21 protein-coding genes and 1 tRNA gene are annotated in these 25,497 nt (G+C 61.1%); 8 read left to right on the plus strand and 14 right to left on the minus strand.

Annotated elements, in window-relative coordinates:
* The first annotated feature begins 126 nt into the window (after window positions 1-126).
* The 7 genes from pobA (at window position 127) to CO667_RS26040 (ending at window position 7,320) form a co-directional block, all read left to right on the plus strand.
* Entirely contained in the window at window positions 127-1,299 is a 1,173-nt protein-coding gene (gene pobA / locus CO667_RS26010) for a 4-hydroxybenzoate 3-monooxygenase (protein ID WP_097621168.1), read from the plus strand.
* 202 nt (window positions 1,300-1,501) lie between these two features.
* The gene (locus CO667_RS26015) at window positions 1,502-2,674 is read left to right on the plus strand and encodes an ABC transporter substrate-binding protein (protein WP_097621169.1); all 1,173 of its coding nucleotides are present in this window, start codon (window positions 1,502-1,504) and stop codon (window positions 2,672-2,674) included.
* A gap of 110 nt (window positions 2,675-2,784) precedes the next feature.
* Window positions 2,785-3,648, plus strand: coding sequence for a branched-chain amino acid ABC transporter permease (locus tag CO667_RS26020; RefSeq protein WP_097621170.1), 864 nt, complete (start codon window positions 2,785-2,787; stop codon window positions 3,646-3,648).
* 1 nt (window position 3,649) lies between these two features.
* A complete protein-coding gene (locus tag CO667_RS26025) occupies window positions 3,650-4,654 on the plus strand; it encodes a branched-chain amino acid ABC transporter permease (protein ID WP_097621171.1) in 1,005 nt (334 codons plus the stop codon).
* Window positions 4,651-5,415, plus strand: a complete 765-nt coding sequence (locus CO667_RS26030) for an ABC transporter ATP-binding protein (protein ID WP_097621172.1) — start codon at window positions 4,651-4,653, stop codon at window positions 5,413-5,415. Before CO667_RS26025 ends, CO667_RS26030 begins: the two co-directional genes overlap by 4 nt.
* A complete protein-coding gene (locus tag CO667_RS26035) occupies window positions 5,396-6,112 on the plus strand; it encodes an ABC transporter ATP-binding protein (RefSeq protein ID WP_097621173.1) in 717 nt (238 codons plus the stop codon). The genes CO667_RS26030 and CO667_RS26035 overlap by 20 nt, the downstream gene beginning before the upstream one ends.
* Window positions 6,113-6,468: 356 nt before the next feature.
* Window positions 6,469-7,320: a VCBS domain-containing protein gene (locus CO667_RS26040; RefSeq protein WP_348627816.1), complete on the plus strand. Its 852-nt coding sequence runs from the start codon at window positions 6,469-6,471 to the stop codon at window positions 7,318-7,320.
* Between the two features lie 402 nt (window positions 7,321-7,722).
* Here CO667_RS26040 and CO667_RS26045 read toward each other — a convergent pair.
* Window positions 7,723-7,799: transfer RNA gene (locus CO667_RS26045), tRNA-Met, on the minus strand.
* A 135-nt stretch (window positions 7,800-7,934) separates the two neighbouring features.
* Complete coding sequence (gene mnmA / locus CO667_RS26050) at window positions 7,935-9,134, minus strand: tRNA 2-thiouridine(34) synthase MnmA (RefSeq protein WP_097621175.1); 1,200 nt, start codon at window positions 9,132-9,134, stop codon at window positions 7,935-7,937.
* Between the two features lie 718 nt (window positions 9,135-9,852).
* Here mnmA and CO667_RS26055 point away from each other — a divergent pair.
* Window positions 9,853-10,116 (plus strand): hypothetical protein, encoded by a 264-nt coding sequence (locus tag CO667_RS26055; RefSeq protein WP_097621228.1) that lies wholly within the window; start codon window positions 9,853-9,855, stop codon window positions 10,114-10,116.
* Window positions 10,117-10,197: 81 nt separating this feature from the next.
* On the opposite strand, the gene serA is transcribed toward CO667_RS26055, so the two are convergent.
* The 12 genes from serA to tolQ all read right to left on the minus strand — a co-directional run bounded on the left by serA (window position 10,198) and on the right by tolQ (window position 25,229).
* On the minus strand, window positions 10,198-11,793 hold the full coding sequence (gene serA / locus CO667_RS26060; protein ID WP_097621176.1) for a phosphoglycerate dehydrogenase: 1,596 nt from the start codon (window positions 11,791-11,793) through the stop codon (window positions 10,198-10,200).
* Window positions 11,794-11,876: 83 nt separating this feature from the next.
* Window positions 11,877-13,055, minus strand: coding sequence for a phosphoserine transaminase (locus CO667_RS26065; RefSeq protein WP_097621177.1), 1,179 nt, complete (start codon window positions 13,053-13,055; stop codon window positions 11,877-11,879).
* A 185-nt stretch (window positions 13,056-13,240) separates the two neighbouring features.
* Window positions 13,241-14,080, minus strand: coding sequence for an outer membrane protein (locus CO667_RS26075; protein WP_097621179.1), 840 nt, complete (start codon window positions 14,078-14,080; stop codon window positions 13,241-13,243).
* A 416-nt stretch (window positions 14,081-14,496) separates the two neighbouring features.
* Window positions 14,497-15,849, minus strand: coding sequence for a phosphoglucosamine mutase (gene glmM, locus CO667_RS26080; protein ID WP_097621180.1), 1,353 nt, complete (start codon window positions 15,847-15,849; stop codon window positions 14,497-14,499).
* A 241-nt stretch (window positions 15,850-16,090) separates the two neighbouring features.
* Window positions 16,091-18,022, minus strand: coding sequence for an ATP-dependent zinc metalloprotease FtsH (gene ftsH, locus CO667_RS26085; RefSeq protein WP_097621181.1), 1,932 nt, complete (start codon window positions 18,020-18,022; stop codon window positions 16,091-16,093).
* 97 nt (window positions 18,023-18,119) lie between these two features.
* The gene (gene tilS / locus CO667_RS26090; protein ID WP_097621182.1) at window positions 18,120-19,574 is read right to left on the minus strand and encodes a tRNA lysidine(34) synthetase TilS; all 1,455 of its coding nucleotides are present in this window, start codon (window positions 19,572-19,574) and stop codon (window positions 18,120-18,122) included.
* Window positions 19,575-19,585: 11 nt separating this feature from the next.
* On the minus strand, window positions 19,586-20,575 hold the full coding sequence (gene ybgF / locus CO667_RS26095; RefSeq protein ID WP_097621183.1) for a tol-pal system protein YbgF: 990 nt from the start codon (window positions 20,573-20,575) through the stop codon (window positions 19,586-19,588).
* Window positions 20,576-20,735: 160 nt separating this feature from the next.
* Window positions 20,736-21,272 (minus strand): peptidoglycan-associated lipoprotein Pal, encoded by a 537-nt coding sequence (gene pal / locus CO667_RS26100; RefSeq protein ID WP_097621184.1) that lies wholly within the window; start codon window positions 21,270-21,272, stop codon window positions 20,736-20,738.
* Between the two features lie 151 nt (window positions 21,273-21,423).
* The gene (tolB, locus tag CO667_RS26105; RefSeq protein ID WP_097621229.1) at window positions 21,424-22,734 is read right to left on the minus strand and encodes a Tol-Pal system beta propeller repeat protein TolB; all 1,311 of its coding nucleotides are present in this window, start codon (window positions 22,732-22,734) and stop codon (window positions 21,424-21,426) included.
* A 150-nt stretch (window positions 22,735-22,884) separates the two neighbouring features.
* Window positions 22,885-24,027 carry a hypothetical protein gene (locus CO667_RS26110; protein WP_097621185.1) on the minus strand — a complete coding sequence of 381 codons (1,143 nt, stop codon included), beginning with the start codon at window positions 24,025-24,027 and terminating at the stop codon, window positions 22,885-22,887.
* Between the two features lie 8 nt (window positions 24,028-24,035).
* Window positions 24,036-24,491, minus strand: coding sequence for a protein TolR (gene tolR, locus CO667_RS26115; RefSeq protein ID WP_097621186.1), 456 nt, complete (start codon window positions 24,489-24,491; stop codon window positions 24,036-24,038).
* A gap of 18 nt (window positions 24,492-24,509) precedes the next feature.
* Window positions 24,510-25,229 carry a protein TolQ gene (gene tolQ / locus CO667_RS26120; RefSeq protein ID WP_003582115.1) on the minus strand — a complete coding sequence of 240 codons (720 nt, stop codon included), beginning with the start codon at window positions 25,227-25,229 and terminating at the stop codon, window positions 24,510-24,512.
* Window positions 25,230-25,497: the final 268 nt, after the last annotated feature.

A 25,497-nucleotide genomic window follows, 5' to 3' on the forward strand; every position in this document is an offset into this window, starting at 1 on the left:
GGCTCCTCGGGGGCTCCTCCCGCACCAATGTTCGATTAGTGCAATTTTTAGGCGGGGATGTCCATTGCTGCGGCAAAGACGGCACGGCAGAATCTGACAAAACGCAAAAATGCAGGGAGGAAGCATTTGCGAACTCAGGTCGCCATCATCGGTTCGGGACCATCCGGCCTGCTGCTTGGTCAGCTTCTGACCGAAGCCGGCATCGACAATGTCATTCTCGATCGCGTCAACAAGGATTACATCCTCGGCCGGGTTCGGGCCGGCGTTCTCGAGGAGGGCACTGTCGGGCTGCTGGATCAGGCCAAAGCGGGCGCGAGGCTGCATGCCGAAGGCCTGCCGCATGACGGTTTCTCACTGGCCTTCGACGGCCGCGACCATCGCATCGACCTGCACGAATTGACCGGCGGCAGGCGCGTCACCGTCTACGGACAGACCGAAGTGACGCGCGATCTCATGGAGCGGCGCGAAGCGAGCGGCTCCCTGTCGATCTACGATGCCGTCAATGTCACGCCGCATGATTTCGACGGCCATTCTCCCTTCGTCACCTATAGCAAGGACGGCGCAACACAACGCATCGATTGCGACTTCATCGCCGGCTGCGACGGCTTTCATGGCGCGAGCCGCAAGACAATCCCCGAAAAATCGATCAGGCATTTCGAGAAGGTCTACCCCTTCGGCTGGCTGGGCGTCCTTGCCGACGTGGCGCCGGTCAGCCATGAACTGATCTACGCCAACCATCCGAGGGGCTTTGCGCTCTGTTCGATGCGCTCGGCCACGCGCAGCCGCTACTACATCCAATGCGCGCTCGACGAGAAGATCGAGGATTGGAGCGACGATCGCTTCTGGGACGAGCTGCGAAGGCGTCTGCCGGCGCATCACGCCGAGGCATTGACGACCGCGCCGTCCTTCGAGAAATCCATCGCTCCGCTGCGCTCCTTCGTCGCCGAACCGATGCGTTTCGGCCGGCTTTTCCTTGTCGGCGACGCCGCCCATATCGTCCCGCCGACCGGCGCCAAGGGGTTGAACCTTGCCGCTAGCGACGTCCACTACCTTTTCTCCGGGCTGGTCGAACATTACCGCGAACGCTCGAATAGCGGCATCGACGCCTATTCGCAGAAGGCGCTTGCCCGGGTGTGGAAGGCCGTTCGGTTTTCCTGGTGGATGACGACGATGATGCATCGTTTTCCTGATACCGGTGATTTCGAACAGAAGATCCAAGAGGCCGAACTCGACTATCTCACCCATTCCCGCGCCGCCTCGACGGTGCTCGCGGAAAACTATGTGGGATTGCCATTCTGACGGGGAGATTGGCGACGGATGCAAGCCACGTTGAACACGGAGCTGGCCGTCCATTGTTTCCGCTCCAGTTCATAACCGTGTGAACATGAATTCCGGGATTTATTTCATTTTACATCACCATTTCGCATGACAAGCTAACGCTCAATTTTGAGAGGTTGGCGAATACGGCGCCGGGAGTGCGCCAAAAAAGGGAGAGAAGAGAATGAAGAAGCTGTTTCTGGCCGCCGTTGCGGCAATCGCCATAGGCACGAGCGCCTATGCCGAGAACATCAAGGTCGGCGTCATCGGCCCGTTCTCCGGTCCGTTCGCGCTCCAGGGCAAAAACTTCAAGGCCGGCATCGACGCCTATATGGCGGTCAACGGCAGCAAGGTCGGCAGCGACACGGTCGAAATCGTCTATCGCGACGTGCCGCAGGCCGATCCCGCCCAATCCAAGGCGCTGGCGCAGGAGCTGATCGTCAAGGAGAAGGTCCAGTATCTCACAGGCTTCTACTTCACGCCCGACGCCATGGCAGTGACGCCGATCCTGAAGCAGGGCAACGTGCCGATGGTCATCATGAACGCCGCCACCTCGGCGATCGTCACCAAGAGCCCGCTTGTCGTGCGCACCTCCTTTACCACCTGGCAGACCTCGACGCCGATCGCCAAGGTCGCCTTTGACGCCGGCGTCAAGAAGGTGATTTCGGTCGTCAGCGATTACGGCCCCGGCATCGACGCCGAGAATGCCTTCAAGGCAGGGTTCGAAAAGGCCGGCGGCCAGGTGGTCGAAGCGATCCGCATGCCGCTTGCGACCAACGACTTCAGCCCGATCATGCAGCGCATCAAGGATTCCGGCGCGCAGGGCGTCTTCGCCTTCCTGCCGTCCGGTCCGACGACGCTCGGCTTCGTCAAGGCTTACAACGACAATGGCCTGAAGGCCGCCGGCATCAAATTCTTCGCGCCGGGCGATCTGACGCAGGAATCCGATCTGCCGGCACTGGGCGATGCCGCGCTCGGCATTCAGACGACCTTCCACTACGCGGTGTCGCACGACTCTCCCGAGAACAAGGCTTTCGTCGAGGCGGCCGCCAAGGCGATCGGCAACAAGGCCGAACTCTCCTTCCCCGCGGTCAGCGCCTATGACGGCATGTATGTGATCTACAAGATGATCGAGGCGACGGGTGGCAAGCAGGATGCCGAGAAGGCCGTCGATGCGGTCAAGGGCCTTGCCTGGGTGAGCCCGCGCGGCCCGGTTTCGATCGACCCGGAGAGCCGTCACATCACCCAGAACATCTATCTGCGCGAAGTCGTCAAAACCGATGACGGAACCTACATCAACAAGGAGGTCCAGACCTTCGAGAAACAGGGCGATCCGGGTCTGGCGGCTGTGAAGTAAGCTCCGGCATCCTGATATGCGACGGGCTCCGCGATTGCCCCCGGGCAGGTTTCCGATCTCCGGAACTGCCCGGGCGCGCCGAGCCCGCCGCATTGAAGCAAGGTAGTTCCATGCAGACAGTCTTCAGCATAGCCGTCGATGCCTTTGCCTACGGCATGGTGCTCTTCGTGATATCTATCGGCCTTTCCGTCACCATGGGGCTGATGCGTGTCGTCAACCTCGCCCATGGCGCCTTCGCGATGATCGGCGGCTATATCGCCTCCTATGCCGCTCGCGACCTCGGCCTCGGTTATGCGGTGGCGGTCCTCGCCGCCATTGTCATCACCATCATCGTCGCAATCCCGATCGAGCGTTTCCTCTACCGCCGGATCTATGGCGCGCCTGAGCTGACCCAGGTGCTGATGACCATCGGCCTCACCTTCTGCATCATCGGCATCGCAAATTACCTGATGGGGCCGACGCTGAAGACCATACCGCTGCCTGGTGCGCTGCAGGGATCGGCCGATCTCGGCTTCCGCACCATTCCCCTTCATCGGCTTTTCGTCATCCTCTGCGGCCTGGCCGTCGCGCTCGCGCTCTGGTTTGCGATCGACAGGACGAGCTTCGGCGTCAAGCTGCGTGCTTCCGTCGACGATGCGGCGATGGCCGCGGCACTCGGCGTGCGCACCGAGATCATCTATGCGGTGAGCTTTGCCGTTGCCGTCGGGCTTGCCGCCTTCGGCGGCGTGGTCGGCGCCGAACTGCTGCCGGTCGAACCCTATTACGCGCTGCGCTACATGGTCACCTTCCTGGTCGTCGTTTCCGTCGGCGGCGCCGGCTCTATTCCGGGCGCGCTGATCGCCTGCCTGCTGCTCGGCGCGATCGATACGACGGGACGGTATCTGATGCCCGAATTCGGCGAATTCTTCTTCTATCTCGCCGTGATCGCAATCATCTGCGTCTTCCCGCGCGGCCTGGCCGGAAGGGCGAAATGAGATGGCGCTGGTGGTGAACAACGAAAACGGACGTCTCCAGCATCGGCGCAGAACCATCAGCCGCGATCTCGCTGGAATAGCGGTGATCACAGCCATCGCCGCGATCGGCTATTTCGCCTTCCCCGACAATCTCGCACTGCTGACCCGGATGATCACGATCGCACTGCTCGTCCTGTCGCTCGATCTCGTCACCGGTTATTGCGGCGTCGCAACGCTCGGCCATGCAGCACTTTTCGGGTCCGGCGCCTATGCCGCCGGGATCCTGTCGGCACATTACGGCATCAACGACCCGCTGCTGATGATGCTGGTCGGCATAATAGGCGGCGCGGTTGCCGGGCTGCTCTGCGGCGTCATTATTCTGCGTGCGCATGGATTGCCGCAGCTCGTGCTGTCGATTGCGCTCATCAACCTCTTCCATGAATTCGCCAACAAGGCGTCGTCATGGACAGGCGGCAGCGATGGACTTTCCGGCATCGCGCCGGATCCGGTACTCGGCCTCTTCGAATTCGATCTCTACGGTCACACCGCCTTCTTCTTCGGAATGGCGCTGCTGCTCATCGTCTTCGTGCTGCTGCGGTTCCTGGTCCGCTCGCCCTTCGGCATACTCTGCCGCGCCATCAAGCAGGACCCGCTGCGCGTTCGCGCCATGGGCGCTTCGCCGAAGGCCGCTCTCATCAGGATGTATGGAATCTCGGGCGCGGTTGCCGGTGTCGGCGGCGCCTTGAATGCGATCTCGACGCAGGTCGTCGGCCTGGACAGCCTGTCCTTCACCCAGTCGGCCGAAGCGCTTGTCATGCTGGTGCTCGGCGGCACCGGCTCTCTCTTCGGCGCGCTCTCCGGCACTGTCATCTTCATGCTCTTTGAAGACTACGTCTCGGCCGCCAATCCCTTCCACTGGCTGACCATGGTCGGCGCGCTGCTGATCGCCGTCGTGCTCTTTGCACCGAAAGGCCTCTATGGCACAGCAGCGGCCTTCATTCGACGCCGCACGGAGCAGCGTTCATGAGCCCGGTCTTCGAAGTCGCCAATCTCAGGAAAGCCTTCGGCGGCCTTGCCGTCACCAATGATGTCTCGCTGGCGATGGCGCCAGGCGATCGCATCGCATTGATCGGCCCGAACGGCGCCGGCAAGACCACCTTCGTCAACCTCGTGACCGGCAATCTGTCGCCCGATTCCGGCGAGGTTCGCCTCGGCGGCGATAGGGTGACGAAGGTCGATGCCATCGGCAGGGTCAAGCGTGGGCTTGTCAGGTCCTTTCAGGTGACACGGCTGTTTCAGGAGATGACGCCGGCCGAACATGTGGGGCTTGCCGTCCTGCAACGCGACGGCAAGACCGGCCATATGTTCGGAAATTTCCTGCATATGCCCGAGGTCATGGCCGAGGTCGACGAGCTCTTGGGAAAACTGGGACTGGCTTCATTGACGCATCGCAAGGTCAGCGAGATCGCCTATGGCCAGCAGCGGCTTCTTGAGATCGCCGTGGCGCTGGCGCTGAGACCGAAGGTGCTGCTGCTCGATGAGCCGGCAGCCGGCGTGCCGCAGAGCGATACCGGCCGCATCGAGCAGGCGCTCGCCGATCTGCCTGCCGATCTCGCCGTGCTGATGATCGAACACGACATGGATCTTGTCTTCCGTTTTGCGAAACGCGTCATCGTGCTTGCGTCAGGCGCAATCATCTTCGATGGCCTGCCTGAAGACGTCACCAAAGACGCGCGCGTGCGCGAGGCCTATCTCGGGAGCTATGCCCATGCCAGCCATATCGCTTGAGGTCGAAAATCTGTCGGCCGGATATGGGCCGACACGAGTGCTCGAAAGCATTTCTCTCTCCGTGCCGGCGGGCGCACGGCTGGCCGTGCTCGGCCGCAACGGCATGGGCAAAACCACGTTGCTGGCAACGCTTGCCGGCCAGACCAGACGCTACGAGGGCAGCATCCGCCTCGGCGGTTCGGATGTCACCACGGCGCCAAGCGCGACACGGGCGCATAAGGGCCTAGGATACGTGCCGCAGACGCGCTGCGTCTTCCCGACGCTGACGGTCGAAGAGAACCTTTTCGTCGGCTTGAAAACGCGACCGAAGACGGCGCTGGAGGAAGCCTATGCCATGTTCCCGCGTCTGAAGGAGCGCCGCCGCAACCTCGGCAGCCAGCTCTCCGGCGGCGAGCAGCAGATGCTCTCCACCGCCCGCACCATTCTCGGCCGCCCCTCCGTCCTGCTGCTCGACGAACCGCTGGAGGGCCTCGCCCCCGTTATCTGCGAGGAACTGATGGCTGCCTTTGCCGAGCTCGCCAAGACGGGAGACATGACCATCCTTCTGGTCGAACAGCGTATCCAGAGCGCGCTCGATTTCGCCGATCAGGTCGTCATTCTCGAACGAGGGCGACTGGCCTGGGCGGGAACGCCAGAGAGCCTCACCAGGGATCACCAGGTCGTCGAGAGCCTGCTCGGGGTCGGCGGGCTCCATTGACGCAGCGATCGGCAGACCCGCGGACCGTGCCGATCAACTCCCTTTCACCCAGTATATCGTCATTATGACGTCATCATCTGCCTGTCATTATTGGACCGCCCGAAAGGTTTCTGCAGGCCAAATTGGTGCATCGCCAGAAGAGGCGAGAAACATCCTGATCGATGAAACGGAATCCGCGCAGGACAGTGCATAAAATCCTCACTGATAATCACGATCGACGTCGATGCCGATCCTTTTAATTGGATGCCTGGTCTATAGCTAACCCAAGTCTGTTGGATTTGATGTTTGGAATCGACTTTAAGCTCTATGAATTTCCGTTGCCACACACCCGATAGGGTTGCATAGTTGAACATAGCATTACACGGGGGATAGAAATGGCAAACCACAAGCCGGTCGCAGGCGACGTATACCAGCCTATTTTCAACATCGACAACCCGATCGACGGCAACATCCTGGACAGCACCAGTTCCACGGATGCCGACGGAGATCGGGTGCGCCTCAACTTCGTGAACGGACAGCGAATTCCGCAGCCGGCCGATCCGGATGGACCTGCCACAACGACGACAATCGAGGGAAAATACGGCACGCTGACCGTCTATTCCAACGGCAACTACACCTATGAACTCGATCACACCAACCCGGTGGTGGCAGCGCTCGGCCCGGGAGATCAACTCGTCGACCAGTTCAATTTCAAGATCTCGGATGGCAAAGGCGCCACCGACTTCGGCCTGCTCAATATCGCGGTCGACCTGCCGGAACGCGGCGACGTCTTCGTCAATTTTGAGGATGTCGGCAAACACGACTTCCCCACGGGCTACAAGGGCTTCGATTGGGGTGCCTGGCACGATGGTGATGACGCAACGATACACAAGGAAGCCGACGGCAACCATTATTTGTCAGGCGGCGTGTTCTGGACACCCGTCCAAGCCGCCGATGGCGGCACCTTCCAGATCGAGCAATTCAGTGTCGCAAACGGCACGTCGGACTATGACAACGTTCTGACGATCGAAGGTCGGCTGAACGGCGATACCGTATTCTTGGTCACGGTCAACGTCACCGCCGACAGCATTCATGACCCGCAAGTGATCGATCTCAGCGCCTACGGCGCGATCGACTACCTCGTGCTCGACACCGAGCCCGTCATCACCGAAACGAGCGGCCCGGACTATTACGGCGCGCAATACGACAACTTCCATTTCATCGTTTGATGGATCCGGAAAGGGCGTCGTATCGCCGAAAACTTGCATCTTTTCCAAGCACGCTCTGCAGCGGCTGTCCGGTACCAATTTCTTGCGATAGCTGATCGCCCTCAGCCTTGCTAGCATTGGATCGTCCGAGGGGGGACGATTATGCTGGGATGGAGGAAATGATGCAGTCAGTCGGAATCATCAGGTTAGCGGCGCTCATGTTCTCGCTGGCCGTATGGGCTATTATTATCGCTACCTCATACCATCTTTGGACGACGAAGATGCCGATATTGCTTTTGGCGCTCTACAGATAGGCCCAAGTCCTCGACGTTAGCGGAAATCCGGCAGATCCGAGCTGACCGCGACCGCCGGAACCGGCTCAAAATTAAGCCGCAAAAATCGCTAATTCTGCAATTGAGAAAATGGTAGCGGAGGAGGGATTTGAACCCCCGACACAAGGATTATGATTCCTCTGCTCTGACCTACTGAGCTACTCCGCCACTGGTCAACGATACCTGCTCGCGAAGCGATGCCGGTTCGTGGGATGAGCGGCTTATAAGGTGCGCTTCGGCTTTGTGTCAAGCGCATGATCGAGAAAAACGGTGGGCTTTGTGGGGCGCCGTTTCCTATGGCTTTCAGGCGGCGACGGGGCTGGCCAAAAGCGCCTTCAGCGAAGCTTCCGCCGCAGGTTCGCGCTCGGAGCGCTCGATGAAGCCGCCGCCGAAGACGCGGGCATTGTCGCCGGGGGCGGAATAAAGCGCGCAGGCCTGGCCGGGCGCGATGCCCGCCTCGCCGACCGTCAGGTCGACATAGGTGCCGGTCGCATCGACATGCAGCACGGCGGGCGCCGGCGCCCTCGTCGAACGGACCTTGGCGTAGCAGGCGAAACCTGTGCCGGAAGCGGCTTCCGCAAGCGTCTCATCGCCCAGCCAATTGACGTCGCGCAGATAGACGCGGTGCGTCTCCAGTGCTTCCTTCGGCCCGACGATGACACGGCGCGAGCGGGCGTCGAGTAAAACGACGTAGAGCGGCTCGCCGGTGGCGATGCCGATGCCGCGGCGCTGGCCGATGGTGAAGTGCAGGATGCCTTCATGGGTGCCGAGCACGCGGCCGTCGAGATGGACGATGTCGCCGGCCAGCGCCGCATTCGGCTTCAGCTTGGTGATGATGTCAGAATATTTGCCCTGCGGCACGAAGCAGATGTCCTGGCTGTCGGCCTTCTTGGCGACGACGAGGCCCATCTCTTCGGCAAGCCTGCGGGTCTCGGCCTTCGGCAGGCCGCCCAGGGGAAAGCGGAGATAATCGATCTGTTCCTGCGTCGTGGCGAAGAGGAAATAGCTCTGGTCGCGGTCGGCATCGGCCGGGCGGAACAGCGCGCGACGGCCGGGGCTCTCCGGCGAAGGGTTGCGGCCTGAGCGGATATAGTGGCCGGTCGCCAGCGCATCGGCGCCGAGTTCCTTGGCGGTCGCCAGCAGATCGGCAAACTTGACGGTCTGGTTGCAGGACACGCAGGGGATCGGCGTTTCGCCGGCCACATAGCTTTCGGCGAAGGGATTGATCACCGTCTCACGAAAGCGCTTCTCGTAATCCAGCACATAATGGGGGATGCCGAGCGTTTCGCAGACGCGGCGCGCATCGTCGATATCCTGGCCGGCGCAGCAGGAGCCGGCGCGGTGAACGGCGGCGCCATGATCGTAAAGCTGCAGCGTAATGCCGAGCACATCGTAACCCTGCTGTTTGAGAAGGCCGGCGACGACGGATGAATCGACGCCACCCGACATGGCGACGACGACACGGGTCTCTTCCGGCTTCTTGTCAAAATCCAGTGTGTTCAACGATGATGCCAATTCTGCTTGGGTCACGATCCGCCCTTGCGCTGCAATTGCGGCGGATTTGCTGATCTCCGGCGGGATCGGCCGCCGTCTCTCGATGAGGGACCGATATAGAAAGGATTGCCCCCGGACGCAAGGGGCGGGCCTTCGGACGCCCGATAGTTTCGTATTCCCAGGCGAAAAGGGGGCGCAGCCGAAGCCGCGCCTTGGGAAAGCAGGGGGTGCGGCTCAGGTGCCGATCAGCTTGTTACAGGCGAATGCGATGCCCGGATTGGCGATGATGGCAGTCACGAGCGCCAGTCCGATTACCGAGAATGAATAGCGTTTCATATGCATCCTCCTTCCAGCCCGCGACAATTATGACGGTTCGGCCGCTGTTCTCAAAATAAAGAATGCTTGATGATGCCCGGCAACCGCCGCCGAAGGCAGCGATCCTCTATTCCTGCTCATGCTGGGGGCCCCATCTGTTCGGCTTCTGCAAAGGGCCTATGGAAATTCGGGGCGCCTCATGCCGATCCCCAGAGAGAGTATCGAAAAAATTAAATAAAATCAGACTCATAATCGAGGCTAAATCTTAAGCTTCCACCGGCGAAATAAGCAAAGCGGCAAGCTGCGATCATGATCCTGGTTTTCCAAAAATAATTGGAGCCATGGAACAATTCCACCGGTCGTACGTTGCCGGGCTACATCGATGTCGCAACCGAATGCTGAGGAGGGTTTCATGGCCAGGGTCGGCACGACAACGGATTACAGCAAGATCAGGCATTGGATCGAAGAGCGCGGCGGCCATCCCGCCCGTATCAAGAACGCGCCGGACAGCGAAACCGTCCGCGTCGATTTCACCTCGGAACCGCTGGACGAGATTTCCTGGGACGAATTCTTCCAGGGTTTTGACGGCAGCAGGCTCGCTTTCCTTCACCGCACGAAGGCGCAGGACGATGCTGCCCGTCTCGGCAGGATTGTCCGCCGACGCCGGCATCACTGAAGCTCATCGGTTCGTAAATAGCAAAAACCCGGCGCCGTTTCCCGCGCCGGGTTTTCGATGTTTTCCTTGGGAGGAGGAAACTCAGTCGATGTTGAAGGTCAGCAGCTTTGCCTGGCGGATCGCCTGGTGGGCCGTCAGCTGCGCAAGCACGCTGTCATCAACCTCGCCGTCGACATAGAGCAGCGCGATGGCGTCGCCGCCCTGCTTGTCGCGGCCGAGCTGGAAGTTGGCGATGTTGACGCCGGCAACACCGAGCGTCGTGCCGATGAAGCCGATCATGCCGGGGACGTCGGTATTGGTGATGTAGATCATATGCGAGCCGACATCGGCATCGAGGTTGATGCCCTTGATCTGGATGAAGCGCGGCTTGCCATCCGAAAACACGGTGCCGGCGACCGAACGCGTCATGCTTTCGGTCGTCACCGTCAGCTTGATATAACCGTCGAACACACCCGTCTTGTCGCGCTTGACCTCGGACAGCACAACGCCCTTTTCCTTGACCATGATCGGCGCCGAAACCATGTTGACATCGGCGACCTGCGGGCGGATGAGGCCGGCGAGCACGGCACTCGTCAACGCCCGTGTGTTCATGTTGGCGGTGATGCCGTCATAGAGGATTTCGATTTCCTTGATCGGCTCCTCGGTGACCTGGCCGACGAAGGCGCCGAGAACATCGGCGAGACGAATGAAGGGCTTCAGGATCGGCGCTTCCTCGGCGGTGATCGATGGCATGTTGATGGCGTTGGAGACCGCGCCCTTGACGAGGTAATCGGCCATCTGTTCGGCCACCTGCAGAGCGACGTTTTCCTGCGCCTCGGTGGTCGAAGCGCCGAGATGCGGCGTGCAGACGACGTTCGGCAGGCCGAAGAGCGGGCTTTCCTTGGCGGGCTCGACCTCGAACACGTCGAAAGCGGCACCGGCGACATGGCCGGATTTGATGGCTTCAGCAAGCGCTGCCTCGTCGACCAGGCCGCCTCGAGCGCAATTGATGATGCGCACGCCGGGCTTGGTCTTTGCCAGCGCTTCCTTGTTGAGGATGCCGCGCGTCTTGTCGGTCATCGGCACATGCAGGGTGATGAAATCGGCGCGAGCGAAAAGCTCGTCGAGCTCGACCTTGGTGACGCCCATCTCCTCGGCGCGCTCCTTCGAAAGGAACGGATCGTAGGCGACGACGTGCATCTTCAGGCCGATGGCGCGGGCGCAGACGATCGAGCCGATATTGCCGGCGCCGATGACGCCGAGCGTCTTGCCGGTGATCTCGACGCCCATGAATTTCGACTTCTCCCATTTGCCGGCCTGCGTCGAGGTATCGGCGGCCGGAAGCTGGCGGGCGACGGCGAACATCAGCGCGATCGCGTGTTCGGCTGTCGTGATCGAATTGCCGAAGGGCGTGTTCATGACGATGATGCCGCGGCGCGAGGCGGCCGGGATATCGACATTGTCGACGCCGATGCCGGCGCGGCCGACGACCTTGAGGTTCTTCGCCCCTTCGATAATCTTTTCCGTCACCTTGGTGGCCGAGCGGATAGCCAGGCCATCATAGTTGCCGATGACTTCGAGCAGACGGTCTTTGTCCTTGCCGAGTTGCGGTTCGAAATCGACTTCGACGCCGCGGTCGCGGAAAATCTGGACGGCGGTTTCCGACAATTCGTCGGATACGAGAACGCGAGGTGCCATTATGGCCTCCTTCAAAAGTGTTCAGCGATGGATGAAATAGGAATGCTGGGCTCCGCCCGATGGCGGAGCCGGATGCGATCAGGTCAGGCGGCAGCCTGAGCAAGCTGCGCCTTCTGGGTTTCGAAAGCCCAGGAAAGCCACGGCATCAGCTTCTGCATGTCGGATGCCTCGATCGTGGCGCCGGCCCAGATGCGCAGGCCGGACGGCGCGTCGCGGTAGTGGCCGACGTCATAGGCGACGCCTTCCTTTTCCAGCAGGCCGACGAGACCCTTGGCGAAATTCGCCTGGCCGTCGTCGTCGAGAGCGCTCACGTCCTTATCGACGATCTTCAGGCAGACGGAGGTGTTGGAGGCCGTTTCCGCCTTGACGGCGAGATTGGCGATCCAGTCGTTTGCGGCGACGAAATCGTGGATGACCTTGGCATTGGCATCGGCGCGCGCAATCAGCGCCTTGAGGCCGCCGAGGCCCTTGGCCCAGACAAGCGCATCGATATAGTCCTCGACGCAGAGCATCGACGGCGTGTTGATCGTCTCGCCCTGGAAGATGCCTTCCGTCAGCTTGCCGCCCGAGGTCATGCGGAAGATCTTCGGCAGCGGCCAGGCGGGCGTGTAGGTGACCAGACGCTCAACGGCGCGCGGCGACAGAATGATGACGCCGTGCGCGCCCTCGCCGCCCAGAACCTTCTGCCAGGAGAAGGTGACGACATCGAGCTTGGCGAAATCGAGTTCCTGCGCAAAAGCGGCCGAGGTGGCGTCGCAGATCGTCAGGCCCTTGCGGTCGGCGGGAATGAAATCGGCGTTCGGTACGCGCACGCCCGAGGTGGTGCCGTTCCAGGTGAAGACCACGTCGCGGTCGAAATCGACGGCGGAGAGATCGGGAAGCTCGCCGTAACCGGCTTCGAGCTTGCGCACATCCTTGAGCTTCAGCTGCTTGACTACGTCGGTGACCCAGCCGGCGCCGAAGCTTTCCCAGGCGAGCATGTCGACGCCGCGTTCGCCGAGCAGCGACCAGAGCGCCATTTCGACGGCGCCGGTATCGGAGGCCGGAACGATGCCGATGCGGTAATCCGCCGGCACGTCGAGAATTTCACGGGTAAGGTCGATGGCCTGCTTGAGTTTCGTCTTACCGACCTTCGCACGGTGCGAACGGCCAAGGGCCGCGTCGGAAAGGGCTTCGAGCGACCAACCGGGGCGCTTCGAGCAGGGGCCAGAAGAAAAATGGGTATTGTGCGGACGGATGTCCGGCTTTGCAGTCTTCGCCATGATGCTATCCTCTCAGATAGAAAGCCCTTCGTTGGGGAAGGGTGTCCCGCCGCCGGGTGTATGGATAGCAGGCATCATAGTCAAGATCGAAGTGTCGCAGAGGGAGGATATTTTGACGCAGGTGAACTTGACGGCACGAAAAAGCCGCCCGGTTCGGGGCGGCTTTTTGATGTAGCGAATTGGAATTACTTGTAGACCGGCTGCTGCAGCGGAATTTCCGGCGGCGGTTCATAGGCCACCGGCTGAGCGCAGCCACCGAACAGATAGCGGGCGCCGACGCGGGCTTCGTGGACGCTGAGACCCTTGTCGCGGCCAGGGCCGCCATTCTCGGCATAGCCGAACATGTTGCCGCCGTCGATATGCAGATAGCGGTAGCCGACATCGGCCTTGACGTTGCAGGTCACGTCGATCGAGGCTCCGGCCATGAGCGCGTAGGTGAAGCGCCAGTTGCCCTTGCCGCCATGGGTGACCTGATCGTCGCAGAAGCTGCCGTCATCGGCGCAGGCAACGTTGCGCAGGTTCTTCCACTTCACGTAGGAACCACCGATACCGGCGCCGACATAAGGTGTCACGTAGCCATAGGTGCCGAGATCGACATAGGCGTTTGCAAGCAGCGTGTAGGCAGTCAGCGAAGAACGGTCGCTCGACGTGCAATCCACCAGCGGGAAGCCGCACTGCCCGGATGTCGAGCCCTTGAAATCAGCCTGCGTGAGATAGTCGAACGTCAGATCGGTACGCAGATAGCTGTTGATCTGATAACCGACACCGCCGCCGACCGTCCATGCGTCGTCGAGGTCGGCATCGTCGAAATCGACTTCCGTGGCGTTGCTGCCCTGGAAATAGCGGGCGCCGCGCAGATCGGTGAAGGCATAACCGACATCGCCGCGCAGGTACCAGCCGGTCGCTTCGCTGACCGTCACCTCGGGCGGCTGCTCCGGGATAGGCTCGGCAGGGGCGAGATCCGCGGAATAGGCGTTTGTCGCGATCAACAATGCGGCAAAGATGCCGGACAAGCTTCTTTTCATGGATCCCACTCCAAAATCCCGTTGCGTCGGCAGGCTCAAGTCGCTGCCAATCTGGTACGCGTCGCATGGATAATGAATGGGAAACGTTAAAAGCTGCTTAACCACGCTTGTTTACCGTATTTCTTCGATCTTCCTGAAGAGGAGCAGGGATCGCGGCATTGAAAATCCGGTCTGCAGTAACCATACGATCTACGGGAGCAATGCGCATAACGAAAAGCCAGCGCACTCGCACCGGCTCAGTTTGTTGACAAATCTCGTTCTCTACTCGACGTCATCCTCGGCCTTGTGCCGAGGATCTGCCGCACCAACTGCAGATGCTCGGGACAAGCCCGAGCATGACGAAAGAGGGGTTGGCCGGCTCCGTTAGCCGTCAGAGCCGGCGCTCCCGTACCGGCTTCGATAGTCTTTCTGAGCGATCAGGCGGCGGTCCGGACGTTCGAGATCGTGCCGATCAGCTCGTTGACGATGCGCTCGATCTGGGCGCGGTCGTCGCCTTCGGCCATGACGCGGATCAGCGGCTCGGTGCCCGAGGGGCGAATGACGAGACGACCGCTCTTGGCGAGCTCGGCTTCGGCATCGGCGATCGCCTTCTGCACCTGGATATCCTCCAGCGGCTTGCCGCCGCTGATGCGGACATTGCGCAGGAGCTGCGGCACCGGCTCGAAACGGCGGCAGACCTCGCTGACGGTCCGGCCGGTGCGCTTCACTGCGGCCAGGATCTGCAGCGCTGCGACGAGACCGTCGCCGGTCGTGCCGTAATCCGAGAGCACGATATGGCCGGACTGCTCACCGCCGACATTGTAATTGTGCTGGCGCATATGCTCGACGACGTAGCGGTCGCCGACTTTCGTGCGGGCAAGCGCCATGCCGCGCTCGTCGAGGAAGCGCTCGAGGCCGAGGTTGGACATGACAGTGGCAACGATGCCGTTGCCCCGCAGCTGCTGGCTCTCGGCCCAGCTTTCGGCAATGACGGCCATCAGCTGGTCGCCGTCGACGATCGAACCATTCTCGTCGATAATGATGACGCGGTCCGCGTCGCCGTCGAGCGCAATGCCGATATCGGCGCGCACCTCATCGACCTTCTTCTGCAGCGCGACGGGGCTGGTGGAACCGCAATTGAGATTGATGTTGGTGCCGTTCGGCTCGTTGCCGATCGTCACGACATCAGCGCCCAGCTCCCACAGCACGGCGGGCGCCACTTTATAGGCGGCACCATTGGCGCAGTCGATCGCGATCCTCAGGCCCTGCAGCGTCACGTCGCGCGGCAAAGTCCGCTTGGCATGTTCGATGTAGCGGTCATGCACACCGTCGACGCGCTTGGCGCGGCCGATATCATCGGATTTGGCGAGCTGCGCATTCAGGTCCTTTTCGAGCAGGTCCTCGATCTCGGATTCGAGCTCGTCTGAAAGCTTGTAGCCGTCGGGCCCGAAGAGTTTGATGCCGTTATCCTCGTAGGGATTGTGCGAAGCCGAGATCATCACGCCGATATCGCAGCGCAGCGAGCGCGTCAGCATGGCGACGGCGGGTGTCGGGATCGGGCCGAGAATGAAGGCGTCGAGGCCGGCGGCGGTGAAGCCCGCGACCATGGCATTCTCAAGCATATAACCGGAAAGGCGCGTATCCTTGCCGATGACGACACGGTGGCGGTGGTTGCCACGGCGGAAGATCGTGCCGGCGGCAATGCCGACCCGCATCGCGAGATCCGGCGTCATCGGGAAGACGTTGGATTGGCCGCGAATGCCGTCGGTCCCGAAATAGCGTCTCTTCATCTGCACTCCTGCGTTTCGCGCGCCATTCAAGGCAGCGCATCCTTTCAAGCGAATCCGGCTTCAATGGGATGTCGTCAATCCAGAAGCGTGATTCATGCTTGCCTCAATTCAGCGGAATGCCACAAAATGCGGCGATCGGCACGTAAATTAGCAAGAAAAATGATTATATCCCGTTACCAATAAAAAGGCCGGATCTCCCGCCTGGGAAATCCGGCCGCCTCATTCAAGTTGGTGCCCCGGTTCAATGCGGCTGCGGTTCGAGGCCGCCTTCGGGCTCGTCGCCCTTGGTTGCAGGCCGTGCGCCGGCCTTCGGAACCGCCGAGCCGCGGCTTGGCGGCGAATCATCGCCGAGATCGCGGGACGGCTTCTCGCCGCGGATCAGCGCCTTGATCTCTTCGCCGGTCAGCGTCTCGTATTCGAGCAGACCTTCGGCAAGGGCGACGAATTCGTCGTGCTTTTCCGTCAGGATCGTGCGGGCCTGGGTATAGGCTTCGTCGATCAGGCGGCGCACTTCATTGTCGATCTTCTGCGCGGTTGCTTCCGAAACATTCTTCGACTGCGAAACCGAGTGGCCGAGGAAGACTTCCTGCTGGTTCTCGCCATAGGCGACCTGACCGAGCTGATCGGAGAAGCCCCATTGCGTGACCATGGCGCGGGCAAGCTTGGTCGCCTGCTCGATGTCGGAGGAGGCACCTGAAGTGATGTTCTCCTTGCCGAAGGTCAGCTCTTCGGCGACGCGGCCGCCCATCATGATGCAGAGGCGCGAGACCATCCACTTGTAGCTCATCGAGTAGCGGTCGCCCTCGGGAAGCTGCATGACCATGCCGAGTGCACGGCCGCGCGGAATGATCGTCGCCTTGTGCAACGGATCGGCGACGGCGACATTGAGCGCGGTGATGGCGTGACCGGCCTCATGGTAAGCGGTGAGCTTCTTTTCCGCCTCGGTCATCGCCGAGGAACGGCGCTCGGCGCCCATCATGATCTTGTCCTTGGCGTCTTCGAATTCCTGCATGGTGACGACGCGCTTGTTGCGGCGGGCGGCCATCAGGGCGGCTTCGTTGACGAGGTTCATCAGGTCGGCGCCGGAAAAACCGGGCGTGCCGCGGGCGAGAATCTTGAGATCGACATTCGGCGCCAGCGGAACGTTGCGGGCGTGCACCTTGAGGATGCGCTCGCGGCCGACGATATCGGGGTTCGGCACGACGACCTGACGGTCGAAACGGCCGGGACGCAGCAGTGCTGGGTCGAGCACGTCGGGACGGTTGGTGGCGGCGATCAGGATGACGCCTTCATTCGCCTCGAAGCCGTCCATTTCGACCAGCAACTGGTTCAGCGTCTGCTCACGTTCGTCGTTGCCGCCGCCGAGACCGGCGCCGCGATGACGGCCGACCGCATCGATTTCGTCGATGAAGATGATGCAGGGCGCATTCTTTTTCGCCTGCTCGAACATATCGCGCACGCGGCTGGCGCCGACGCCGACGAACATTTCGACGAAGTCCGAACCTGAAATGGTGAAGAAGGGCACGTTGGCTTCGCCGGCAACCGAGCGGGCAAGCAGCGTCTTGCCGGTGCCCGGAGGACCGACGAGCAGCACGCCGCGCGGGATCTTGCCGCCGAGACGCTGGAACTTCTGCGGATCACGCAGGAATTCGACGATTTCCTCGAGATCCTGCTTGGCCTCGTCGACGCCGGCGACGTCTTCGAAGGTCACGCGGCCATGCGCTTCGGTGAGCAGCTTGGCCTTGGACTTGCCGAAGCCCATCGCGCCGCGTGAGCCGCCCTGCATCTGCCGCATGAAGAACAGCCAGACGCCGAGAATCAGAAGCATCGGCAAAAGCGTGCCGAGATAGCTGAGGAAACCCGAAGAGCCGTCCGTTTCAGGACGGGCGGAAACCAGAACGTTCTTCGACTGCAGGCGATCGAGCAGGCTGTCGTCGATCACAGGCGAATAAGTCTGAAAGGTGGTGCCATTTTCAACATAGCTCCCGGAGACACGGTTGCCCGTGACCACGACTTCCTTCACGCGGCCCGCATCGACCTCACGCAGAAACTGCGAATAAGGGATTTCGCGGGAGCCCGTCTGCGCCGGCGCCGTCTGGAACATACTGAAAAGGGCGATCAGCAGAAGCGCTATGATCGCCCACAAGGCGAAATTACGTAAGTTAGGGTTCATTGAACTCCCCAGCACTGGAACAGCCGCCTCATGGCGACCGTCTTATTCTTCTCTAACATAGGGTTGCGCCGTGCGATTGCCAAGGCGATCCCCCAGGTCAGATGGTTTTTCCGTCAATACTTCTTAAAGGCGGCCTCGCATAGGGCGCCATCGCGAAAACCGCCGAAAGCCTGTTGGCAAAGATGAAATCAAATCGTGTCAAAAAGCGGTCGAAGGGTGCGAAATAGGGCGTGAGGTCGACCCTACGGACGGATTCCTCGGATAAAGGGGCTCCTTCGGCGGTTAAAGCCGGCGCGGAGGCGACGGCGCGCTTCCATGCCGCCTTGGGAAGGCGCTCAATATGATCCTCCCTCATTCCTGTGCTCGTCACAGGAATCCAGCCACCGCGCGCGGTGATTGACTCAATAAAGCGTGAAGGGTCTTTCGCGCCCAAGGACTTGGGCGCGCTGGATTCCTGTGACAAGCACAGGAATGAGGGAGCGCATGTTGCAGCCGCCTCGACTTCAATTGAAACGGTCGATCCATTCCACGCATAAAACCTTCCATCCCAAACCCCGGCCTCTCCCGGCTGCAATACCAGCGGCACCATCCCCCGGCTCTCGCGCGTGAGATAAAGCCCGTCACGCCTGAAATCGAAAACCACTCTGCCGGCGGTCATCCGTCCCGGTTCGCTGCCGGTGGCGAATGCAAGGATACGCTCCATATGCGCCCTCCCCGGCGCAAACGGCTGTCCGCCGAAAACAGCCGTCAGGCGCCCAAGCGCATAATCGAGGACGGCCCGATCCTGCCGCAGCCCATCAGGCATCACTTGCCCGAGCAGACCGCGGTGAAGCCTGAAATGGCGATCGAGCCATTCGGCGCCGCCGGACGACAGAGCCAACCGCTCCGCCCAGGCCGCACGAATATCCTTCTGCGCCGATGTATCGGCCGAAAGCAGCCGGCGCGTCCGCACGCGCTCATACTTCATGTCCTCGTTGCTGGGATCGTCGATCCACCCCGCGCCTCGCTCTCTCAGGAAAGCGCGGACATCTGCCCGGGTGGAAAAAAGAAGCGGCCGTAAAATCCAGAAACGTCGGTCGAAGAGCACCGCATCGGCAATACCCGTCGAAACCTGCTCTGTCCGCATGCCGAGCATGGCAAGTGTTTCGCGCTGGTCATCGAATGTGTGGCCGGTGACGATGAGATCGGCGTCGAATGCTTTCGCTGCCTCGGCCAGAAGGGCATAGCGCGCCTCGCGGGCCGCAGCCATGATGCCGGTTTTCGGCTTGTCGCCCTGCCAGACCAGGGTGGTGTGGGGAATGCCGCGCGATGCGCAGAGGGCTGCGACGTCTCGCGCCTCGTCTGCGGAACCGGCGCGCAACGCATGGTCGACGGTTGCAGCGCATAGGGAAATCTTGAGATGGGGCGCGGCCTTCACGGCTTCATCGAGAAGGAGAAGCAGGCCGGTCGAATCGCTGCCGCCCGAGATCGCGACGAGGATGCGCGCGGGGCTTTGAAGCGAGTTAAGAAACTGGAGGGTCGCCTGTTGCGGCGACGGGGCTTCCGGTGACATGCCGGAAGACCTTAGCAGGCGAGGCGCTTCTGCTCGCTCGCAACCTTGCTGATGACGGCACGCGAAGCCTTCGGATAACGCTTCGAGACTTCGCGCAACGTCGCGCAGGCCGTCTCCTTGTTGTCGAGAGCGGCAAGCGACATGCCAAGCTTCAACAGCATTTCCGGCGCCTTTTCGGAGGTACCGTATTTCTGGTGCGCATTGAGGAAGGTTTTGGCCGCCTCATTATACTTGCCCTGCGAATAGAGCGCTTCGCCAAGCCAGAAATTGGCGTCCGCCGCCCGCGCGCTGCTCGGGTAGCGGGTGATGTACTGCGTGAATTCCTGTTCGGCCGTGCTGTAATCGCCGGACAAGACGTGGCCATAGGCGGCCTTGTACTGGTCCGCCTCACCGCCGAGCGAGGCGGTCTGCTGCGGCGCTTTGGGGTTGGCATCGGGAATCGGCCCGGAACCGATTGTGGCATTATCGTCGACAGTTCCGCCGATCGGATTGCCGTTCTGATCGAAATCGATCGAGCCGAGCTCTTTCGGCGGCTGGCCGAGGCCGCTATTCTCAGCCACGCCGGCGGAGGGACCCGTTTCGGCTCCCTGCGGCGCTTGGATCACCTTGGCGATATCGTCGCCGCCCGAAGCTGCCGGAGCGGGATCGGTCTCGCTCTTCTTGACGGGAGCCTTGGCACCGCCGCCGCCGGAACCCGTCTTTTCAAGCTGCTGGAAGCGGAATTCATTGTCTTCCTGCTGCTTGCGGATCGTCTCCTGCATCTGCAGCAGCTGAAAGCTCATCTCCTCGATCCGCCCGTTCAGCTGTCGCAACTGCTCTTCGAGCTGCTGCACGCGGACCTCGGCGTCGCCGCTCTGCACTTTGACGACAGGCGGCGCCGCCTGGTTTTCCGTGGATCGCTCGCCGAGATGCAGCCCAAAGAACGAGGCGGAATAGGCCGCCCGTTCGCTCCCGGTCACAGCCGCGAGGCACAGCATGCCTGCCACGACAAGTTTCTTCATATGTATCGTCCTGTCCCAGTGATTCTTCGCACCTCGATGGCACGAACAGGAGATTTTTCCAATTGCTTTCAAAAAGCAACGGAGTCTGGCCAAAGTGTGGTCAAAAAGAAAAGGCGGCCCCTGCAGGGACCGCCTTCCGAAAGCGAACTGTATCGGCAAATTACATGCCGGCGCCGCCGAGAACCGTGACCGCGCGGCGGTTCTGCGACCAGCAGGAAATATCGTCGCAGACGGCGACCGGACGTTCCTTGCCGTAGGAAATCGTCTTCAGGCGCTGCGCCGGAACGCCGCGCGAAGCGAGATAATCCTTGGCGGCAGCCGCACGGCGGGCGCCGAGCGCGAGGTTGTATTCACGCGTACCGCGTTCGTCGGCATGGCCTTCGACGGTGATCTGGTAGTTCGGGTAGCGGGCGAGCCACTGGGCCTGACGGTCGAGCGTCTGCGAGGCATCGGCACGGATCGACGAGGAGTCGGTATCGAAGAAGATGCGGTCGCCGACATTGACCGTGAAGTCCTGGGCCGAGCCCGGCGTAGCGGCACCACCTGCACCGGCGCCGCCGAGGCCGAGATCACCGGCGCTGTTCGGCGGCTTCTTGGCGCAGCTCGCGAGAGCGAGACCGGCGATCAGCGCGATCATGACGGGGTTGCGGGCGAAATTCTGCATGCGGCTCATTGCCGGGGTGTGAATTCGGCTCATGGCCGGGTCTCCTTGCGATTTCAGGGTTTCCAGACAGTAACCGCACTCGGTTAACCGCCCCTCAATGACTATGGTTAACAATTTACTGATTTGTCCCGTAGTCGCCCGGTTTTCATGACTTTGGGGCGACATGAAGGCATTGCCGCGCCTGCTATTCCATCAGCGGCGACCAAGCCGGGTCGGAACCATAGCTCGGCGTCTTCACGAGCTGCTCGTTGTAACCGGTCAGATCGATCGAATAGAGCTGCGGACCGCCCGACCCCGCCGCCTGGCGGAAGAACATCAGCACGCGGCCGTTCGGCGCCCAGGTCGGGCCCTCATTGTGGAAGCCGGTCGTCAGGATGCGCTCGCCCGAACCATCCGGCTTCATCACGCCGATCGAGAACTTGCCGCCGGCCTGCTTGGTGAAGGCGATGAGATCGCCGCGCGGCGACCAGACCGGCGTCGAATAGGAGCCGTCGCCGAAGGAAATACGCGTCTGGCCGGAACCATCGGCGTTCATCACGTAGATCTGCGGCTTTCCGCCGCGGTCGCTTTCGAAGCTGACACGCGCGCCGTCGGGGGAATAGGAAGGCGAAGTGTCGATCGCCGCCGTCGAGGTCAGGCGTGTTGTCGTGCGCGAGCGCAGGTCCATCGTATAGATGTTGGAATTGGCATCCTGCTGCAGGCTCATGATCACCTTCTGCCCATCCGGCGAAAAGCGCGGCGAGAAGGTCATTCCAGGAAAATTGCCGACGACCTCGCGCTGCCCGGTTTCGAGCTGCAGCAGATAGACCCGCGGCTGTTGGTTGGCAAAGGACATGTAGGTGACTTCCTGCCGGCTCGGAGAGAAGCGCGGCGTCAGCACGAGATCGCTGCCGTCAGTCAGCATGCGCACGTTAAAGCCGTCCTGATCCATGATCGCCAGCTGGCGCTTGCGCTGCTGCTTGGTGCCGGATTCGGAGACGAAAACGACACGGGTGTCGAAATAGCCTTCCTCACCAGTGATCTGCTTGTAGATCGCATCGGCGATGATGTGCGCCACACGCCGCCAGTTCTCCGGCTGCGTATAGAATTGCTGACCAGACATCTGCTGTCCGGCAAAGGTATCCCAGAGGCGGAATTCGGCGCGAAGTCGGCCATCAGCCTCCTGGGTAACGCGGCCAGTCACCAAAGCCTGAGCATTGATGACCTTCCAGTCTTCGAAGCGCGGTGCAGCGTCCGGATTGGAGATCTTCTCGATGAAGGCCGTCTTATTGATCGGTGCAAACAGACCGGATCGCTGCAGGTCGGCAGCAATGACCTGCGAGACCTGCGCGCCCATATCACCTTGCAGGAAGTCCGTCACCGCGATCGGCAGCGGCTGGATATTACCCTTGTTGATATTGAGCTCGACAAGAGCGTTCGCCGGAGTCGTAAAGGCTGCGGCCCCGACCAGGCCGGCGACGACCATCAGGGCGCGGATGAGGGAACACTTGACCATGTCAAACAAGCCTTTCAGCACTTTATAGGTTCAGTTGGCTGGCGTCGAAGTTCAAAATGACTTCCTTCCAGGCATCGTATTTGTCTTTTGGAAACATCGTGTAAGGGGCCGCATGGATAATTGCGCGCAAAAATGGCATAAGCTCAGCATCTAGATTCCAAAATCGCTTGCGTCGAAGGTAAGAAGCATTTCGTTCCAGCCGTTCTCGCCTTCATACTTATCTGCCGGCAAGTTCTTGAGAGGAGATGATTTCATGACAGCGCGATAAACGCTGCTCTTAAGAGCTTGACGTGTCGAATCCGGCCCACCTGTCGCAATGACCTCTGGATCGCCAACCACATTCCCAGCTTGATCGAGTTGAAAACGAACCTTAAGCTGCACTTCGCTAGCACCTGCTAGCCCTGAAACAACACTCCAGTTGCTGGAAATCTGGCCCTTTACAGCATCCTCCTCGCTCTGGCTGAGTTTGGTTCCGCTGTTGCTCTTCTTGTTCCCCAGCGAGGCCTCCTGCGTCGAGCGCTTGGCGCCGCCGGCGGAAGGATCGGTCTTGTTCAGCAGAGCCGAAATCTCATCGGCATTGAAATCGCTCTTCATCGTCGAGGCCGATTTCGCCACTTCCTGCTTCTTGTCGGCCTTCTTCTTGTCCGTCGGTTTTTCGGCAGCCTTGGGTTCGTCCGCAGGCTTCTCAGGCGGCTTCTCGACAGCTTTTTGGGGCTCCGGCGGCTTTACCTGCGGCTTGACGACCGGTGTCGGTACCTTGTCCGGCAGCGCCTCGGCGTCCGGCTTCGGCGGCTCTTCCGGCTTGGCCTGCTCTTCCGGCGGCTTTTCCTCCGGCTTCGGCGGCGTCACTTCGACGGGCTTCGGCGGCGGAATGGAAGCCACTTCCTTCGGCTGCTCGACCTCGGTCTCTTCCTTGTTGACTTCCTTGACGTCGTTCGGCTTGGGATCGATCGTCGGCAGCGGCTTATCGCTCGAATTCGCCGCCGCGGCTTCACTATTGCTCGGCTTGGCGTTCGGGACCGGCGGCGTCTTCAGGTCGACATTGTTGTCGCCGGCATTCTCGGCCGGTTGCGCGATCGGCGGCCGCGTCGTCGGCACCGGCGCAGAAGTCTCCTTCTTCGGAGCCTTCTTGTCGCCTTGCTGCATCTGGGTGATGGATTCCACCGGCACCAGATCGACCGGCATCGCCTCGAAATCCTCCACCTTGAAGGATTCCGGCGCGCTCAGAGACACCATCGCCCAGGTGAGCACCAGGCAATGCAGAACAGCAGATGTGACGACGCTGGTCTTCATCTTGAACGCTATTGGTCCTTTTTCTGCTGCGTCACGAGGCCGATATTCTTGAAGCCTGCACCCTGGATACGGGCCATGACGTCGGCGATGACGCCGTAAGGCGCCGTTGCGTCGCCGCGCACGAATATCCGTTCGTTATAGCCGGTCGTGGCGATCGCCTCGAGCTTAGCGGCGATCTCAGCGGCCGGGATCGGCGTCTCCTGCAGGAACACTTCGCCGTCGTGCTTGACGGAGATGGTGATCGGCTGCGTCTCGGAATTCAGCGCCTTGGCCTGCGTTTCCGGCAGGTCGATCGGCACGCCGACGGTCATCATCGGTGCTGCGACCATGAAGATGATCAACAGCACCAGCATGACGTCGACCAGCGGCGTCACGTTGATTTCGGAAATCACAGCCCTGTTCCGACCGCCGCGACGGCGGCGTCCGCCGCCCCCGCCGCCATTGCCTCCAACAGCCATACCCATGTCAGAATACTCCGTTGGTTACTGAGCGGCAGCGCGCGGCTGCAGTTTCTCGTCGATCTGGCGCGAAAGTATGGCGGAGAATTCGTCCGCGAAGCCTTCCATGCGGCCCGAGAGCTTGCCGGCATCGGCAGAGAACTTGTTGTAGGCGATAACCGCCGGGATAGCGGCAACAAGGCCGATCGCGGTGGCAAGCAGCGCTTCGGCGATACCGGGCGCGACAACCGCAAGGTTGGTCGACTTCGAACCGGCGATCGCCTGGAACGAGGTCATGATGCCGACGACCGTGCCGAAAAGACCGATGAACGGGCCGGCCGAACCGATCGTTGCCAGTGACCCGAGCCGAGCGCCGAGAAATTCCGATTCACGTGACAGCGTCACGTCCATCGCCCGGTCGATACGCATCTGCAGGCCGATCGGCGAGCGGGCGCCGCGCTCGAAGGATTTCTTCCACTCGCGCATGGCGGCCACGAAGATCGCCGCCAGCCCGGTATTGTTGCGCTCCGACAGCGAGCGGTAAAGCTCTTCCAGCGACTGGCCCGACCAGAAGACCTGCTCGAACTTGTCGAACTGGCGCCGTGCTCGGCCATAGGCCAGGTATTTGTCGATGACGATCGCCCAGGTCCACACCGAGGCTGCGATGAGCCCGAGCATCACGAGCTTGACGACGATGCCGGCCTGCATGAAAAGCGACCAGAGGCTGACGTCCGTCGTTGCTGCTGCCAATCCTACTTGTTCCATTGATCCAAAATCCCCGAATCCAAACGCCCGGTGCTGGACCGGGCGGCACAAAATGATCTCGCAAGAAGTGTCCGGCGACCGCCGCCTAAAGCCCTGGTCAAGCTTCCAAGCTCATCTTCCGCCTTCTTGCCGTCAAATTTGGTCAAAGGAAGGCGTGCACCGCACAAACTCCGACTTTCCCAGTAAGACACTATTATGGTTAATAGATCGTTAGTGCTGGATTGTGACAGTAAGCCTGTATTTGGAAGGTTTCGTTCCATGGATTACT

The organism is Rhizobium sp. L43 (genome assembly GCF_002531725.1).
In the GTDB taxonomy this organism is placed as follows: domain Bacteria; phylum Pseudomonadota; class Alphaproteobacteria; order Rhizobiales; family Rhizobiaceae; genus Rhizobium.

Excerpts from the sequence above, each read along its gene's own strand:
- CO667_RS26015 (WP_097621169.1), top strand. The coding sequence starts at position 1,502 with ATGAAGAAGCTGTTTCTGGCCGCCGTTGCGGCAATCGCCATAGGCACG.
- CO667_RS26020 (WP_097621170.1), top strand. The coding sequence starts at position 2,785 with ATGCAGACAGTCTTCAGCATAGCCGTCGATGCCTTTGCCTACGGCATG.
- CO667_RS26025 (WP_097621171.1), top strand. The coding sequence starts at position 3,650 with ATGGCGCTGGTGGTGAACAACGAAAACGGACGTCTCCAGCATCGGCGC.
- CO667_RS26030 (WP_097621172.1), top strand. The coding sequence starts at position 4,651 with ATGAGCCCGGTCTTCGAAGTCGCCAATCTCAGGAAAGCCTTCGGCGGC.
- CO667_RS26035 (WP_097621173.1), top strand. The coding sequence starts at position 5,396 with ATGCCAGCCATATCGCTTGAGGTCGAAAATCTGTCGGCCGGATATGGG.
- CO667_RS26055 (WP_097621228.1), top strand. The coding sequence starts at position 9,853 with ATGGCCAGGGTCGGCACGACAACGGATTACAGCAAGATCAGGCATTGG.
- serA (WP_097621176.1), bottom strand. The coding sequence starts at position 11,793 with ATGGCACCTCGCGTTCTCGTATCCGACGAATTGTCGGAAACCGCCGTC.
- CO667_RS26065 (WP_097621177.1), bottom strand. The coding sequence starts at position 13,055 with ATGGCGAAGACTGCAAAGCCGGACATCCGTCCGCACAATACCCATTTT.
- CO667_RS26075 (WP_097621179.1), bottom strand. The coding sequence starts at position 14,080 with ATGAAAAGAAGCTTGTCCGGCATCTTTGCCGCATTGTTGATCGCGACA.
- glmM (WP_097621180.1), bottom strand. The coding sequence starts at position 15,849 with ATGAAGAGACGCTATTTCGGGACCGACGGCATTCGCGGCCAATCCAAC.
- ftsH (WP_097621181.1), bottom strand. The coding sequence starts at position 18,022 with ATGAACCCTAACTTACGTAATTTCGCCTTGTGGGCGATCATAGCGCTT.
- tilS (WP_097621182.1), bottom strand. The coding sequence starts at position 19,574 with ATGTCACCGGAAGCCCCGTCGCCGCAACAGGCGACCCTCCAGTTTCTT.
- ybgF (WP_097621183.1), bottom strand. The coding sequence starts at position 20,575 with ATGAAGAAACTTGTCGTGGCAGGCATGCTGTGCCTCGCGGCTGTGACC.
- pal (WP_097621184.1), bottom strand. The coding sequence starts at position 21,272 with ATGAGCCGAATTCACACCCCGGCAATGAGCCGCATGCAGAATTTCGCC.
- tolB (WP_097621229.1), bottom strand. The coding sequence starts at position 22,734 with ATGGTCAAGTGTTCCCTCATCCGCGCCCTGATGGTCGTCGCCGGCCTG.
- CO667_RS26110 (WP_097621185.1), bottom strand. The coding sequence starts at position 24,027 with ATGAAGACCAGCGTCGTCACATCTGCTGTTCTGCATTGCCTGGTGCTC.
- tolR (WP_097621186.1), bottom strand. The coding sequence starts at position 24,491 with ATGGGTATGGCTGTTGGAGGCAATGGCGGCGGGGGCGGCGGACGCCGC.
- tolQ (WP_003582115.1), bottom strand. The coding sequence starts at position 25,229 with ATGGAACAAGTAGGATTGGCAGCAGCAACGACGGACGTCAGCCTCTGG.